Origin of the sequence: Opitutus sp. ER46 (assembly GCF_003054705.1) — a bacterium.
Taxonomy (GTDB): Bacteria; Verrucomicrobiota; Verrucomicrobiia; order Opitutales; family Opitutaceae; genus ER46.
In genome coordinates this window covers 468,548-484,737 of the sequence record NZ_QAYX01000024.1, presented here as the reverse complement: position 1 = coordinate 484,737, position 16,190 = coordinate 468,548, and the positions used below count along the sequence as shown (strand labels likewise).

The 16,190-nt window shown below is 66.6% G+C and carries 13 protein-coding genes; 2 read left to right on the top strand and 11 right to left on the bottom strand.

What is annotated here, in order from left to right:
* Window positions 1-115: 115 nt before the first annotated feature.
* Both DB354_RS17315 and DB354_RS17310 read right to left on the bottom strand, forming a co-directional pair.
* Complete coding sequence (locus DB354_RS17315; protein WP_107836889.1) at window positions 116-2,071, bottom strand: hypothetical protein; 1,956 nt, start codon at window positions 2,069-2,071, stop codon at window positions 116-118.
* Window positions 2,072-2,098: 27 nt separating this feature from the next.
* Window positions 2,099-4,543: an ABC transporter permease gene (locus DB354_RS17310; RefSeq protein ID WP_107836888.1), complete on the bottom strand. Its 2,445-nt coding sequence runs from the start codon at window positions 4,541-4,543 to the stop codon at window positions 2,099-2,101.
* Window positions 4,544-5,151: 608 nt separating this feature from the next.
* Here DB354_RS17310 and rpsR point away from each other — a divergent pair.
* Window positions 5,152-5,346, top strand: a complete 195-nt coding sequence (rpsR, locus tag DB354_RS17305) for a 30S ribosomal protein S18 (protein WP_107836887.1) — start codon at window positions 5,152-5,154, stop codon at window positions 5,344-5,346.
* A gap of 57 nt (window positions 5,347-5,403) precedes the next feature.
* Window positions 5,404-6,405, top strand: a complete 1,002-nt coding sequence (locus DB354_RS17300; protein WP_107836886.1) for an L-threonylcarbamoyladenylate synthase — start codon at window positions 5,404-5,406, stop codon at window positions 6,403-6,405.
* Window positions 6,406-6,586: 181 nt separating this feature from the next.
* On the opposite strand, the gene DB354_RS17295 is transcribed toward DB354_RS17300, so the two are convergent.
* The 9 genes from DB354_RS17295 to sigZ form a co-directional block, all read right to left on the bottom strand.
* Window positions 6,587-8,815 carry a polysaccharide biosynthesis tyrosine autokinase gene (locus DB354_RS17295; RefSeq protein ID WP_107836885.1) on the bottom strand — a complete coding sequence of 743 codons (2,229 nt, stop codon included), beginning with the start codon at window positions 8,813-8,815 and terminating at the stop codon, window positions 6,587-6,589.
* Window positions 8,816-8,832: 17 nt separating this feature from the next.
* A complete protein-coding gene (locus DB354_RS17290) occupies window positions 8,833-9,456 on the bottom strand; it encodes a polysaccharide biosynthesis/export family protein (protein WP_107836884.1) in 624 nt (207 codons plus the stop codon).
* A 69-nt stretch (window positions 9,457-9,525) separates the two neighbouring features.
* Window positions 9,526-10,650, bottom strand: a complete 1,125-nt coding sequence (locus tag DB354_RS17285; RefSeq protein ID WP_107836883.1) for an outer membrane beta-barrel protein — start codon at window positions 10,648-10,650, stop codon at window positions 9,526-9,528.
* Window positions 10,651-10,925: 275 nt separating this feature from the next.
* Entirely contained in the window at window positions 10,926-12,017 is a 1,092-nt protein-coding gene (gene hisC, locus DB354_RS17280; RefSeq protein ID WP_107836882.1) for a histidinol-phosphate transaminase, read from the bottom strand.
* A 209-nt stretch (window positions 12,018-12,226) separates the two neighbouring features.
* Window positions 12,227-12,841 (bottom strand): HAD family phosphatase, encoded by a 615-nt coding sequence (locus DB354_RS17275; RefSeq protein WP_107836881.1) that lies wholly within the window; start codon window positions 12,839-12,841, stop codon window positions 12,227-12,229.
* Window positions 12,842-12,883: 42 nt separating this feature from the next.
* Complete coding sequence (locus DB354_RS17270) at window positions 12,884-13,402, bottom strand: GNAT family N-acetyltransferase (RefSeq protein ID WP_107836880.1); 519 nt, start codon at window positions 13,400-13,402, stop codon at window positions 12,884-12,886.
* Window positions 13,403-13,502: 100 nt separating this feature from the next.
* The gene (gene arsB, locus DB354_RS17265; RefSeq protein WP_107836879.1) at window positions 13,503-14,594 is read right to left on the bottom strand and encodes an ACR3 family arsenite efflux transporter; all 1,092 of its coding nucleotides are present in this window, start codon (window positions 14,592-14,594) and stop codon (window positions 13,503-13,505) included.
* A complete protein-coding gene (locus DB354_RS17260) occupies window positions 14,591-15,088 on the bottom strand; it encodes an arsenate reductase ArsC (RefSeq protein WP_107836878.1) in 498 nt (165 codons plus the stop codon). Before DB354_RS17260 ends, arsB begins: the two co-directional genes overlap by 4 nt.
* Window positions 15,089-15,114: 26 nt before the next feature.
* Window positions 15,115-16,143 (bottom strand): RNA polymerase sigma factor SigZ, encoded by a 1,029-nt coding sequence (gene sigZ / locus DB354_RS17255; RefSeq protein WP_158277588.1) that lies wholly within the window; start codon window positions 16,141-16,143, stop codon window positions 15,115-15,117.
* Window positions 16,144-16,190 lie beyond the last annotated feature (47 nt).

Below are 16,190 nucleotides of genomic sequence, written 5' to 3'. Positions count from 1 at the left end.
CGACGTACGCGAACCCGCGCGAAAACCTGCGACGGGCTTGCCCCGCACCGCACATCCTCCGCAGCGCTTCTTCGCCCCGAATTTATTCGGGATTCATCGCAGAGACCGCGGATGCCTACGGAGCCGGCGGCAGGAAGATCGCCACCGCGCCTTCGCGCCAGCGGCGCGTGAACGTCCGACCATCGATCGTCACACTCTCGCCCAGGTTTCTCTGGTCGAGTGCCACGATCGCCTCGGGCCCGAAATCACCAAACGGCGGCAGCGCGGCGAGCGCGCCGGATGGATCCTGCACCATCACGTGTTGAAACCGCATTTCGGACGCCTCACCGGGAAACAGCCGCCAGGCCATGTACTCCCAACTCGAGTTGCCGGTGATCAAACCGACGCGCGTGACGGGATGCGCGCGGAAGAATTCAGACGCAGCCACGTACGCCGCCGCGTACTTCTGGTGCGGCGTCTTGAAATACAGCCCCTCGCGCGGCGTGTTGAAGATATTCTCCCGCGCAATCAGCGGCCGCTCCTGGCAAAACAGCAGCCAAGGCAGGCTCAGCACCAGGAGCAGTCCCGCGAGCGCCAGGGCCGGCCACCCGCGCGCGACGCGCGTGAGCGCGATCGCGACAAACGGCGCCGCGCCCACGAACACGCCGAGATGCAGCCGGCTCATCCACGGGTGCCATTTCAGATAGCCCGCGAACAGCAGGAAGCTCACGCCGATCGCGAGCGCGTAGGTGAGCAGCGCGCGATCACGCCGCAGCGTTGGCACCGCCAGCACGAGCGCAAAACCGAGCAGCCCCACGAAGAAGTGCAGCGGATTGCCCGCGGTTTCGTCCTGAAAGTCGGTGCGTCCGATCCGGAACCGCGCAAAAGCCGGCCCAAACGACGTGCGCGGGTCGTCGAATTTCCAGCCGAGGTGTTCATGCAGCGCGACGTACTGCCGTTGCACCGCCGCGTTGAATCCGACCCACGGACTGTTGAGGTGCGTGCCGACGTGCTTCGCCAGGCTTGAGACCAGCGCCGCGGGCGCGTGCGACTCCAAGGCGTACCGTGAGTTCGGCGTCGGCTCCTCGCGCGGGCCGAGCGGGTGTCCATAAACGCGGGTGTTGCGCGCATAGTGGCCCGCGTTGAGCACGAGAAACACCGCCGTGATCGCGGCGAACGGCGCGAGCACGCGCCACCGCAGCCGGCGCACGAGTACGACCGCCATCCAGACCAGGAAAGGCGGCGCCAGGAGATACGCCGTCGCCTTCGTGAACACCGCCAGCCCGAGCGCGGCGGACATCGCCAGCAGCAGTGGCCACGAGAGCGCCGGCGCGGCGAGCAGCCGCAGCAGGAAATAGACAAAGCTCACGAACCAGAAAGCCGCAACGTAGTCCGTCTGCGCGCTCGACGCCTGCATGATACCCATCGGCAGCGTGACGGTGAAGGCGGTCGCGACCACCTGCGCCAGGAGGTTGGCGCCGAGCCGGCGCGTAATGAGCGACACGCCGATTGCGCAGCCGAGCATGCTGAACCAGGCGACGAGGTTCGTGAAACGATCGGAGCCGGCGAGCAGGTGCAGGTGCAGCACCGCGAACTCGGCGCCGGGCGCGAGGTGGTTCTGCCGCGGGATGGCAGTCGGATAGAAGCCAATGCTGCCGTTCTGGATCCAGTGCATCACCTTCGGCAGGTGGTACTCCATCACGTCCCAGGTGTTCGGCGGCGCGACGATCGCGATCACTCCCGTGCCAACAACGTACACCACGATGCCTGCTAGAAGCAGCCGCGCGCCCAGCGTAAGTCGCTCCGCCTCTGCCGGCGCCGGCTCGGTTCCCGCTGCCCCACCCGTTCCGCCCGCGCGCGGAGTACGCGCGAGCCCAATGGCTGCGGCCGCGATCACCGCGATCCAGTAGGCGATGACGCCCGGCCTGCCAATGAGTCCACCCGCACTGAGCGCCTCCGTCGCCAGCACGGACACCGCGCCCAGGCCAATCGCGGCGAGGAGAAACGCGTCGCGCCAGGAACCCGGCGCGAATCGGCGCCGGGCGAGTACCAGCACAAGGACGAACGCGACGGCAGGGAGAAGGACGAGCATGGCGGAGGAGGATGAAGTGGGAAGAACTCAGTCCGCCCGCAGCGCGTCCACGGGGTCGACGCGCGTCGCGCGCAACGCCGGGGCGAGACAAGCCACGAACGCGGCGACGCTGAGCAGCGCGATCGTCGTGCCCCACACGAAGGGATCCGCGCGGCTCACGCCGAAGAGGAAGCTCTGCAGAAACGACGTGCCGAGGCTCATGAGCGCCAGGGCGAGCGCGAGACCGAAGAGCAGCCCGTAACCCAGTTGTACCGCCCCCTCGCGCAGAATCATGCGCAGGATCGTGCCGGCATCAGCGCCGAGCGCCATGCGGATGCCGTACTCGTTGGTGCGCTGGCTGACGGCGAACGACATTACGCCGTAGAGCCCCACGGCGGCCAGCAGCATGGCCACGCCGCCGAAGATGGAGAACAGCGACGCGAGCTGCCGGTTCTGGGTGTAGGTACCGTCGATCAGGCGATCGACCGTGTTGATCTGGTAAACCGGTTGGTTGCGATCGAGCCGCGCCATCGCCTGCCGCAGCGGCTCCGCCAGCGTGAGCGCCGGGGCGCGCCCGCGAACCACGAGCGTGATCCAGCGCGCGGGTGCCTGGGAGAGCGGCTGAAAGATGCCGCAGCCATCGGCGACCCCGTCGGTCGGGCCCTCCATGTGCGTATCGGGCGCGACGCCGACGATCGTGAGCCACGGCCCCGGCGGGGCATTCGGCGGCGCGAGGCGCACGCGGCGGCCGAGCGGATTGTCGGTGCCGAAGTGGCGGCGGGCGAACTGCGTGTTGACGATGATGACGCGCGGCGCGTCGAACGTGTCGGTCCGCGCAAAGTCACGCCCGGCGGCGAGCTTCAGGCCGAGCGCGTCGAAGTAGCCGTCGGTGACGTTCTCCACCGCGGCGGTCGGACGCGGCCGGCTGTCGCTGTAGTCGCCGCCCTCGAGTTCGAACGGCGCGCGGTTGGAAATCGCCATGCGGAACCGGGTGGAGAGCGCCGCGTGGGTGAAGTGCGGGTCGCCGCGCAGCGTGTCGAGAATGCGGTCGTAGTGGCGCGCGAGCGCCTCGGGCGTCGGATAGTCGGCCTGGAACAGCGTCACGCGCGCGGCCAGGACGGAGGACGTGTCGTAGCCCCAGTTGATCCGCTGCTGATTCACCATCGAGCGGATCATGAACGTGGATACGACGAGCAGCGCGGTGGTGAGGGCGATCTGGACGACCACGAGCCCGCGGACGATGCGGTGCGTGCGGCGGTTGGTGCTGCCGCGGCCGCCCTCGCGCAGGAGCGTGAGCGGGCTGATCCGCGAGGCGAGCCAGGCGGGCACGAGGCCGGAGGCGAGCGCGGCGACGACCGTGACGCCGATGATTGCGGCGAGGACGCGCCAGTCGGGGGTGAAGGAAACCCACGCGGGAGGCGGCACGGGCAGGGAGCGCGAGTGTTGCAGCATCAGGCCGGTCGTCCAGACCGCGAGCAGCGTGCCGGCGACCGCGCCGCAGGTGGTGAGGGTCAGGCTTTCGACGAGCATCTGGCGCATGAGCTGCCAGCGGCCGGCGCCGAGGGCGCTGCACACGGCGAGATCGCGCGCGCGGCGGGTGGCGCGGGCGAACTGCATGTTCATGACGTTCACGCAGGCGATCAGGAGCACCACCACGACGGCCCCGAGCATGATCAGCAGCAACTGGCGCATCTGCGGGCCGAGGAAGGTCTGGGTAAGGGGCAGGAGCTCGACCGCGGTGAGCGCGCGGTTGGTTTGCGGGAATTCGACCGCGAGGCGGCGCGCGAAGGTGCCGAGCTCGGCGGAGGCCTGGTTGAGCGAGACATCGGGCTGGAGCCGGCCGAGGACGTTGCCGCCGAATGCCTGCGGATCGGTGCGCGCGCGGCCGGCGAACTCGGCAAAGAGAGGAGTCCACACCTGCTCGCGATACGGGAACCCGAAGTCGGGCGGCATGACGCCGATGATCGTGCCCACGCGGCCGTTGACCTGCACGTGCTCGCCCACGACCGAGGGTTGCCCGCCAAACTCATCCAGCCACGCACGGTGGCTGATGATGATCACCTTGGCCGCGCCCGGCTGGTCATCGGCGGGCGTGAAATCGCGGCCCAGCATCGGCTGCACGCCTAGCGTGCGGAAGAAGTTGTGCGTCACGTACACACCGCCGTAGCGGCGCGGCACGTCGTCGTGCGTGATGTTGATGCTGAGGCGGGCGCCGAAGAGCGCGAGTTCCTGGAAGGAGCGCTGGTGCGCCTGCCAGTCGAGGTAGTCCGCCGCGGCGGCTCCGCCGGTGCTGCGGTTGCGCACCGTGTCAAAGAGGCTGACGCTCACGAGCTGCTCGGCGGCGGGAAAATCCGGGAGCCGCAGCAGCAGGCCATTGATCACGCTGATCATCGTGGCGACGCCGCCGATGCCGAGGGTGAGGACAAAGATCGCGAGCGCGGAGAACGCGCGGTCTTTGCAGAGGAAACGACGGGCGAGGCACAGGACAGACATGGAAGGAGGCGCTGGAAACGACGAAGCGGGGGAGAAAAGCGACGCCGCGAACCGCAGGACGAGGTGGATTGGAGCCGGGGGCCGACGACGCGCTGGGAGTTCGGTGGACGAGCACGCGATGTTCCAGAAAGAGAACGGTGCCGTATTACCGACGAATGGCAGGCTGCTTCCTATTGGCCGAACGGGCGAAATCAGCAGCGCTTACGGCCCTCAGCTGTTTTGCACCTGAGAACGTCCCGAGAGTGGGATTTCGCGTCCCCGATTTGGGATGGTGGATGCACGAGGCAGATGAACCGCGGCCGGCACAACCGCCCGGCCAAGCCGTGGCCGCAACCGCGGAGAACGCTGGGCCCGGCGGAGGACACGGAAACGAAGGGGCAGATGGGCAAGAACGCGAAACGGTCCACGGGGGCAGCCCGGAGCGGACGCGAAGCCGTCAGTCCCCGGGGAGCCACCACTGGCCCGCAGGGCGAGAACGACTGCCGACTTGATGGTTATAATCTATTGCACAGCGAGTTACGCGGCAGGTGCGGTTTGGCGCTCGGAGCGGCAAAAATGCAGGTTGACACTGCCGGCACGGACTCCAGCTTCTCCCTTCCTTTTCAAGCATGAGCACGACCGAACAGAAGCAGCAGACTCCCACGCCCGCGGAAATCCCGTTCACCCAGCCGCAGGCGATGAGCCGGTACGTCACTGACACGGGCAAGATTCTGCCGCGCAAGTACACGGGCCTTTCCGCGAAGCACCAGCGCGCGGTCACCCGCACGATCAAGCACTCGCGCAACATGCTGCTCGCGCAGTAACGCGCCGGCGCACGTTCTCTTTCAGGCCGGAGTCACCACTCCGGCCTTTTTCATGTCGTGACCAAGCCAGTCTCCGCCCGCACGCTCCGGCCGACCCCGCGCAATCTCGCGCTGCTGGCCCGCAAGCTCCGCGCGGGCGAACTCGTCGCCGCGCCGACCGAAACGGTGTATGGCCTTGCCGCCAACGCGCTCGATGCGAAGGCGTGCCGCGGCATCTTCCGCGCGAAGCGCCGGCCGGCCAACGATCCGCTGATCGTGCACCTGTACGCGGCGAAGCAGTTGCCGGAGGTCTGCCGGCCCAATGACTCCGCGCGCCGGCTCGCCGCAGCGTTCTGGCCGGGACCGCTCACACTCGTGCTGCCGAAGACCGACGCGATCCCGGCAATCGTGACGGCGGGCAAGGACAGCGTGGCGGTGCGGGTACCGGCGCACCGTGTGTTTCGCCAGCTCCTGAAGTTGTCCGGCCTGCCGCTCGCCGCGCCGAGCGCGAATCCTTTTGGCTACGTGAGCCCGACCTCCGCCGCGCATGTGCGGCAGGGACTCGGTGAGCGCATCGGCTTCATCCTCGACGGCGGTGAGTGTCCGATCGGACTCGAGTCGACAATCGTGGACCTGCGGGACGAGGCGACGCCGCGGCTGCTGCGGCCGGGCGCGGTGACACGGGAGCAGCTCGAGGCGGTGCTCGGCCGGAAGGTCGAGGTCGTCAAGCGACACATCCCGGTGGCGTCCGACCGCGCGCAGGTCGCTCCTGGCATGCTGACCCGCCACTACAGCCCGCGCACGCCGGTAGAGCTGCATGCAACCCTCTCGGTCGACGACGCCGCGTACGCGCCGCGCGAGGCCTTTCTCTTTCTGCAGGCGCCCGCGGGACGGCGGCCGCGCAATGTCTTCAGCCTCGATACGCGGGGCGACCTGCGGCGGGCGGCGCGCGGCCTGTTCGCAGCGCTGCGCCGGCTGGACGAAGGCAGTTTTGCGCGCATCCACGTCGAACTCGCGCCGGGCGACGGAATCGCGGACGCGATCAACGACCGGCTGCGGCGCGCGGCGGCGAAGCGCTGATCGGGCGGGTGGCGCCCAGGCGCGGCGCAAGCCGGGGGCAACGTGGACGCCGCATGCGCGTGGCCATGCCGCGCACCGGGAGCGGATCGAGTCTCACGGCACCCGGCGGAGGCGCGCGGCGGCGAAAAAAACGCGCGGCCGGATCGGCCGCGCGTGAAGACGGGAAAGGTGAGCGACCGGCTCAGCGCTCCTGCTCGGTGTCGCCCTTCGAGACGACGTAGTAGTCCTTGTACGACTTGTCGTAGTACTGGGCGTAGTAGTAGCCCGACACGACGAGGTTGAGGCCGTTGAGGACGGCGCCGAAGTTCGGCACGTTGGAGTCGAGCAGGCGCTTGGCGGCAAACTGCGCGGCCTTCCGGCGGACCTTGTTGAAGAAGATCGTGAAGATCGAGCCGTCGACCAGCGGGAGGATGATGAGGGCGTCGCTCACGGCGGCCAGCGGCGGCGTGTCGATGAACACGCGGTCGTAGCGCTTGCGCAGGTCGGCGATCATCGTCTCGAACGCCTTGCTGTTGAGGATGTGCGTGGGGTTCTTCGCGCGGCCACCGGTGGGCAGCACGTCGAGGTTGGGCTGCTGGTTGCGGACGATCACCTCGTCGAGAGTGGCCTTGCCGGAGCAGACATCGATGACGCCGCGGATATTCTCGATCCGGAATGATTTGTGGATGTTCGGCTTCCGGAGATCGCAATCGACGACGATAACCTTTTCGCCATGAGCGGCGAAGGTCAGCGCGAGATTGGTGGTGGTGAGCGATTTGCCCTCACCGGGGATCGTGCTGGTGGTGAGGATGCACTTCGCGTTCTTGCTCTCGTCCTTCAGCCGCAGGCTGGAGTGGAGAGTGAGGAAGGCTTCCGAGGCCAGGCGGTCGGTGTTGGTCGCAACGATCTGCGCCTTTTCAACCTGCTCGAGTTTCTTGATCTCGGGGATGATGCCGATGAGCGGGAGGCCGACAACGCCCTCGATGTCGAAGGAGCTCTTCACGCGGTCGTCGATGAACGCGACGAAGAAGGCGAACGCGAGACCGAGTCCGAGGCCGCCGATGACGCCGAGCCCGAGATTGAGCGGCACGTTGGGCGAGATCGGCCGGCCCTCGGGGCTTTCCTGCGCGAGGTCGATGATACGGGCATTCTGCGTGGCAATGTTGCTCGACATCGACGTCTCGGTGCGGCGGGCGGTGATCGTGGTGAGGATATCCTCCTGGATCTTGAGCTCGCGCTGCATGTTCTCGTAATCAAGCGCGGCGTGGTCGACGGCGAGGGAGTCCTGGGTGCGCCGTTTCAACTCCTCCTGGTTCTGACGGTAGGTGTTGAGGGCGGACTGATAATCCGACTCGACCTGGGCGCAGGCGGAGGCGATGGCGCGGTCGAGTTCGCGTTTGATCTGATCGTAGGAGTTCTGGGCCTCGATCATCTTCGGAAACTTCGCGCGGTAGCGGGCGCCGAGCTGCTCGAGCTGCACCTTCTGGGCGGCGAGCTGCTTAAGTAGTTCGACGATGGTGGCCTGGGTGGCGATGAACGGCAGCTCGGTGAGGTTGCCGCCACGCGCCTTGAGCTCGGCGACCTGATTGCGGCGGTTCTCGGCGGCGTTGAGGGCGATGCTGGCGCGGGCGACCTCGAGGTTGATGGCCTTGAGCGACTCGCTGACGATGTCCTTACGCTGGTCGAGCGACACCATTTTGTGCTGCTCCTTGTAACGCTGGAGCTCGCTGGCGAGGCGCTCGACGAGCTTGCGCTGGGTTTCGACGGGCCCCTTGAGGTCCTCGACGGCTTTCACACCCTCGGAAATGCGGAGCTGGGTGTTGTAGTCGATGTAGGCGCGCGCGAAATGGTTGGCGACCTTGGCGGCAACGAAGCGGTTGGGATGCTTGTAGGCGATCCAGACCATGAGCGTGAGGCGCTGCGGAATCACGCGGCGGTTCAGCTTCAGGAGGCGGGCGACCGAGGGCTTTTCCGGGGCGCCGGTGTCGTAGGGCGCAAGGAACTCGCGCAGCTCCTGACCGGTGATCCGGCTGGCGACGGATTCGATGATCGCCTCGCTCTCGATGACCTTCACCTGCGTGTTGAGGTCCTCGGTGGAGCGGATGTCGGTGTCGACGACCTGCTGACCGGGCATGATGGTCGGATCGCGACGGAAAATCTGCACGGTCGCGGTCGACTCGTAGATCTTGGGCTTGCTGAGCGTGTAGACCAGCGCGCTGGAGAACACGACGAGGAACACCACGACGATGTACCAGATGCGCTCGCGGACGATCAGCAGGTAGTCCTGGAACGTGCGCTGGATGGTGCTCGATTCCCCCGCGTCGCCATAACCGTAACCGGCCGCCGAATACCCAGCGTAGTTACCCCCCGTGCCATATGAATACCCGCCCCCGCTCTCGCCGGGGGCATGTTTCTCCTGTTCAGCAGCCATGTTTCTTCCTTGTGGGGTTAGAGAATACGTTCCGGCACGAAGATGACGTCGTCCGGTTCGAGGACGACCTGGTCCGTGCCCCCGGTCTTCATCATTGCGTCGACATCGACGATCATGACCTCGGTGTCACCGCGGTCATTCTTCCGGGAAAGCTTCACGCGTTTGAGGTCCGCCAGACGGGTCTGGCCGCCGGCGAGCGAAATTGCGTCCACGATCGACAGCCCGCGCTCCTGCGGGAACTGGATGCGGCCCTGGTTGGTGACGGAGCCGATGACGTTCACGGTCCGCTCCGCGTACTTCAACACCGTCACGCTAACCTGCGGGTTGACGATGTAGTCCTTGTCGTAGAGCTCGCGGATGATCTCTTCGGCCTCGCGCACCGTCTTGCCGCGGAGGCTGATCTCGCCGATCAGAGGCAGCGAGATCGTGTGTTTCTGCGAGATACTGATGCCATCACCCTGCTTGTTGATGTCGTCTTCCTGGAAGACCTGAACCTTCACAACATCCTGAGGCTGAAGAATGTAATCCAGTTTCGTACCCTTCCCTGCCCGCGCGCTCGCAGCCGATTCCGCCGAGACAACGGCGGTGCATAACAGGCAAAAAAACAGAGAAAGAGCGGGCAGCCGCAGCAGTGAATTCATGGCAACAAAAAGGCGGAAGAAGACCCTAGATCTTCTTCCGCCAAAAGCTTCTCAGGCGGAGTTTGTCAATTAATAGCGGACATTCAGCGCGAGGCTGAACACGTTGTTATCAAACTCGGTCTCGGAAAGCTGTGACTGGAACGTACGATAGGTATAGCCGCCGACGAAGCTCACGTTCGCATTGAGAACGTAGGTCGCGCCGAGGTTGGCCTCCCAGAAATCGTCGGTCCGGCCGGCGGTGTTCTGGAAATCATACTTGATGCCGCGGTAGCTGAGACCGCCATTGATGGACCATTCCTCGTTCAGCTTCGTAGTCACCAACCCATTGATGGTGAGATTCTTCTGCTGGAGGCCGGTGGCGCTGGTGCCGAAGTCGTTCGAGGCGGACAGCTGGAAGGAAGTCTTCGGGGAGACTTCGTAGGCGAAACTGGCGTCGACGCCCGGCAGGCCGCGGTTGCCCGCGTTGCCAGCATAGCGGCGCTGCGTATAACCGACCGCGAAAGTGCCGGTGAGCTTCGGCGAGAACTCGCCGCGGGCACCCACGCTGAAGAAATTGTCGACCGAATCCAAAGCGCTGCCGCTATTGACCTTATAGTCGCGGTAGCGATAGCCGAGACTCAGGTCCACCTTCGGGGTCCACTTGTAATAGAAGTTGAGCGGAACCGTGACGGTCTCGGAGTCGACGAAGCCCTGCGGATGATAATTTTCGCGGCTGTAGGCGACCGCACCGGCGGCGGCAGTGATCTGCGAAACGCCGACCTCGGTGTTGGCACCCACATTCGCGACGTCGCGGCGGATCAGACCACGCACGTCGACCGTGTTCTGGTTCAGCTCATGATAGCCGGCATTGAAGCCGAGCTTCATCTTGCCGTCGTCGAACTTGGCCACTACGTCGCCGTTGAAGAGATTGGTATTGTACTTACTCTCCTCAGCGTAGTTGGTAAACACATGTCGCAGGGTGATAGCACCTTGCGTCTGTGAGTTCTTGCCAAAAGTGAGCTCGGCGCCAACGCCGGCATCCGTGATGACGTCACTGGTAGCCTCTTTGGCCAGGATGATGTTGTCGTCCGCACGCATCGCGAGCGTACCGGTGACAAACAGCTCGGCGCTATCGCCGATAGCCATAAAGGGCGCGGCCTGCGCAACTGAGGCGACAGCGGCCGAAAGAATGAGACAACGAATCGGTTTGTTCATAGCGTGCAGGTGCGTGGTGAACCCTTAGTGTGTGGGAGATGGGCTTCTCGGCGCATGCCGAACCCCCCTTTCTGGTCGTCAAGCGGCGATCAGGTGGTAGCGGAGCTCGATAAGCGTGCGGGAGCAGAAGGATTTACCGGGGGGATGGCAACCGAAAACTAAGTCCCCAATTTAGGTCATAATCCCCAGGCGGGCACGGGGGTTCTCCTCCCTCGTAAAATCCCTCCCCGGAGGCTTCCGGAGCCGGCTGCGTCCGTACCAGAAAAGCCGGTACGTCAGCGGAGGGCTGCGGGCAACTCGGCGAGCAGCCGCTCGTTCTGCGCCGCGGTGCCCACGGTGATCCGGATCCACTCCGGCAAACCATAGGAGGCAACCGGACGGACGATGACGCCACGGGCTTGCAGATAATTGAAGACCTTTGCCCCATGGCCGACCCGAACCAGCAGGAAATTAGCGACACTCGGGACCACCTCCAGACCGAGTCGGCGGCACCCGTCCTCCAGTTGGCGAAGTCCGGCCCGGTTGTCGCGCGCGCACTTGGCGGCAAATGCATGGTCGTCGAGCGCAGCCACGGCTGCTGCCTGCGCGATGGCGTTGACGTTGAAGGGCTGGCGGACGCGGTTCAGCAGCCCGCACAACTCCGCGCTGCCGTAAGCGTAGCCGACGCGCAGGGACGCCAGGCCATAGATCTTCGAAAAGGTCCTCAGGCACACCACCAGGCGGCCTTCCGCGATCAGCGGACGAAAGTCCGGCGCCGTCTCCAGGTACTCGGCGTAGGCTTCATCGATCACGGCAATCACATGGGCGGGAAGCGCCCGGACAAAAGCGATGAGCTCCGCCGGCGAATTCGTCGTGCCCGTGGGGTTGTTCGGCGCGCAGACGTAAACCAACTTCGTTCGGGGCGTCACCGCTGCCGCCATTGCCGGAAGGTCATGCACCCAGTTCCGCAACGGCACCTCCACCGGCTTCGCGCCGAATAGGAGCGTCGCCAGCTTGTACACCACGAACGCCGGCGCCCCCATCACCACTTCGTCGCCCTGGCCGACAAAGGCGTGGGCCAGCAGCTCGATAAGTTCGTTGGAACCGTTGCCGATCACGAATTGGTCCGCGCCCAAACCCCACTTCGCCGCCAGCTTCTGGCGCAACTCAAAGCACCCGCCGTCGGGATAGAGCTCGCCCTGGTCCAGCGCGCGCTTCGCCGCCGCCACCGCCAGCGGCGAGGGGCCGAACGGATTCTCGTTGGAGGCCAGCTTGATGATCCCGGCCGGATCGAGCCCAAGCTCGCGCGCCACGTACTCAATCGGCTTGCCGGGCTCGTACACCGGCTGCGTCAGGACCGAAGGTTTCGCCAGTTTCGCGTAGGTCATCGCCTTCACAGGAACACCATTCCGCCTCCCCTCGGAAGCCAAATTCCCGAGCCAACACGCACAGCATCCGCCCTAATCGATCGCAACGCGATGCCTTCGCCTGGCCGCCAGGCTCAACAGCCAGTCACTTTCAACTCCCGCACCGCGAGCCGATTTCTGAGGCCTGCTTCGTCGGCCGCCGTCGCGCAAGGCTCGGCGGTCAGGTCTCGTCAATTGGCCGGCTTCTTCTTCGCCGGCGCGCGACTCGGCACCCGCACCCAGCGCATGCCCGCCGCCTCCGCCGCCCGCATCCCGGGCTCCGCGTCCTCAAAAACGAGGCACTTTTCCGGCGGCACCCCCATCCGCTTCGCCGCCAGCAGGAACATGTCGGGCGCCGGCTTTCCGTTCACGACGTCCTCGGGCGTGATCACGATGCTGAACAGCGAAACCAGCCCCGCGATCTCGATCGAGCGCCGCACGATCTCCCGCGGGCCGCCCGACGCGATCGCCACCGGGTGCGTCAGCGCCGCCCGCCGCGCAAACTCCACCACCGGCTCGATCAGCTTGGCATCCTTCTGCAGCGAGCGGAACAGCGACTCCTTGTGGTGAAACACCGCCATCGCATCGATCTTCAGCCCGTAGTGCTTCGCGATCAGCTCGGCCACGTCCCGCGTCGGCACGCCGCCCAGCGAATAGAAGAGTTCCTCGTCCAGCTCGCTCGTCAGCCCCACTGCCTTCATCGCCTGGTTCCAGGCGCGGTAGTGCAGCGGCATCGTGTCTACGAGGGTGCCGTCCAGATCGAAAATGTAGCCGGCGAATTCGCCGGTCGGAATCTCCAGTTTCATGCGAGCTGACGACGCTCGCACCGCCGGACGAACTTTCAACCTTCAACTTACTCCCGTCACCCGGCTCCGGCGTTCCAGCAGCACGGTGTCGCGCCATTGCCCGGCCCGGTGCCCGTGGGCCATCCGCCCGATGCGTTCGCGCACGCCGACCACCCGAAATCCCTGCCGTTGGTGTAGGGCGAGGCTGCCCCGGTTCTCCGGAAACACCCCCGCCTGCAGCGTCCAGAAACCCGCCGCCTCCGCGACCGCCACCAGCCGTGCGAGCAACGCCGACCCGACTCCCAGCCCGCGCGCCACCGCCGCCACGTAGATCGCCACGTCGGCCACGCCCGCGTACACCGCGCGCGCCGAATACGGAGACAGCGTGGTCCAGCCCAGCACCGCCCCGTTGGCGCCCCGCGCCACCAGCGCCCCCGCCTGCAGGCGTCCCGCCATGAACGCCGCAAACGTCGCCGGCGGCTCGGTCGCAAACGTCGAATCCCCGGTGGCGATGCCTTCGGCGTAGATGGCCGCCACCGCCGGCCAGTCCTTCTCCGTCATGGGTTCAATCCTCAGGTCCATACCCCTCGCCCGAGCATTTCCGGTGCCGGAGCGGACACAAGACGGGGCCCGCCGCCGGCGCGCTCCTTCCCCGCCGCCCGTTCTTTTCTCCCGCCTGCGGCTAAGGCCGCGCCGCCGTTGCTCCCGCCTGGCGCGCGTCGACGCTGCGCTTCCAGCGCAGTGCGACCGATACCAGCGCGATCAGCGCCGGCACTTCCACCAGCGGCCCGATCACCGCGGCAAACGCCGCACCGGACGCGATGCCGAACACGCCCACCGCGACGGCGATCGCCAGCTCGAAGTTGTTGCCCGAGGCGGTGAACGCGAGCGTGGCCGCCCGCGCGTAGTCGGCCCCCGCCGACACACTCGCCCAGAAGGTCGCGACGAACATCACCGCGAAGTACACCACGAGCGGCAGCGCCACCCGCAGCACGTCGAGCGGGATTGAGAGCACCGTGTCTCCCTTGAGGCTGAACATCACGACGATGGTGAAGAGCAACGCGATCAGCGTGACCGGGCTGATGAACGGCAGGAACACCCGGTCGTACCACTCCACCCGCGCCCCGCGCCGCAGCCCGAGCCGCGACACCAGCCCGCCGAGAAAGGGGATGCCCAGGTAAATCATCACGCTCTTCGCCACCGCGCCGATCGTGACGCTCGAGAGATCCAGCTCGCCCGTGCTCACGCCGACCCAGCCGGGCAGCACCTTCAGGAAGAGCCACGCCATCGGGGCGAACATGAACACCTGGAACAGCGCGTTGAACGCCACGAGCCCCGCGCAGTATTCGCGGCTGCCGCCCGCCAGGTCGTTCCACACGATCACCATCGCGATGCAGCGCGCCAGGCCGATGAGCACCAGCCCGGCGAAGTACTCGGGATAATCCCGCAGGAACAGCGTCGCCAAAACAAACATCAGCACCGGCCCCACGAGCCAGTTCTGCACGAGGGAAAGTGCGAGGACCTTCCGGTCGCGGAACACGTCGCCGAGCTCCTCGTAGCGCACCTTCGCCAGCGGCGGGTACATCATCAGGATCAGCCCGATCGCGATCGGCACCGAGGTGGTCCCAATGCTCCACGAGGTGAGCAGTCGCGGCAGCGCCGGCACGTACCGGCCCGCCAGCACGCCGACCACCATCGCCAGGAAAATCCAGAGCGTGAGATACCGGTCGATGAACGACAGCCGGCCCAGCAGGGGATGCTTCTCCGCGTTCATCGGGTCGCCTCCTCGCCGCGCCGCACGCGCGCCTGGTCGCGACGTCCGTCCGCATACGCCTGGAACGTCCGCTTGATCTCGTCGCGCACGCGCCGGAACACCGCCAGCTGTTCCGCCTCCGTGCCGGTCGCAGGCGCCGGATCGTCGAATGGCCAGTGATGCCGGTTTACCTGCCCGGGAAAGATCGGGCACGCCTGATCCGCGTGACCGCACACCGTGATCACCGTCTCGACCTCCGCCTGCGTGAACTCGCTGAGGTGCTTGGAGCGGTGGCCGCGGATATCGATCCCGGCCTCGGCCATCACGCGCACCGCCAGCGGATGCACGTAGCCCGCGGGCTTCGATCCGGCGCTGGCCACCTCAAACAGGTCGCCCGCGGCCGCGCGCAGGAATCCTTCCGCCAGGTGGCTGCGGCACGAGTTGCCCGTGCACAGCACGAGCACCAGCGGTTTCTTCGACGTCACGGGAAACGGGGTGGGAGTGGATTCAGTCATGGGAAATTGTCGGCGGCGGCGAATGATCAGCACACGCAGCCGCGCCGCGCGGCGGCCTCCGTGACCGGGCCCGGCGCACGCCGCCGCTCGTAGCCGATGAGTTTGCCGCCGCGGTCGAATTCGAAACGGCAGCAGTCCTGCAGCTTCTTCTTCAGCATCGCCCGACCGCGCTGCACGCGCGACTTCACCGCCGTCAGCGACAGCCCGAGCCGTAGCGCGATCTTCGCCAGCGGCAGGCCCTCGAACTCGGCCAGGCGCACCGGCTCGCGGTAGGCGTCGGGCAACTCCTCGAGGTAGATTCGCGTCGCGTGCACGATCACGCCGCGGATCGCCGCCACCTCGTCGGCCGGTTCCGACGCCAGGCTCTCCGGCAGTTCGTCGCTCGGCCGCTGCCGGCGGAAATGATCGATCAGCGTCGTGCGCGCGATCCGGTACACCCACGCCTCGAGCCGCTGGCCGTCGCGCAGTGAGGCGCGCGAGCGATAGACCTTGAGCAGCGTCTCCTGCGTCAGGTCGTCCGCCGTCGCATCATCGCGCACCCGGCGCCGGATGAATGCGCGAAGCTTCGTCGTGAACTCGGCCAGCGCCGCATCGAACTCCGGCGTCGCCCGGCGCGCGCGGGTCAGGCACACGGCCGAGCGGCACACGCCGCCGGTAAACTGGCCCGTCCGCTGGATCTCCGGCGGCGCCTCCCCGCGCTCGGCCACTCGAAACCCGTCGCGCGCAAAAAACGCCTCTGCCGAGGTGGTCAGCAGCCACCACTGCGTCACGCCCCAGCGGGCGCCCGCCTCGTCGGCCGCCCGTACCAGCGCCCGACCGAGGCCCGTGCCGCGGTGCGCCGGCGCAACCGCGAGCGACCGCAACAGCGCCGCCCCGGCGTGCACTTCCGCGCCGATGACGCCCACCACGTCCTCGCCATCCTGCGCCACGAGGAAGTGACGCAGGTGCGCCGCCAGGTCGTCGTGCCCCAGTCCGGAAATCTGCAGCAGCGCAGTGATCGCGCGGGTGTCAGCCTTCCGGGCGGGACGAATCGAGAGCGCAGGCGCCGGTTTCATGGCAGGGACAGGATTGGACATGGCGGACGAATCCTCGCAAGTGCGTT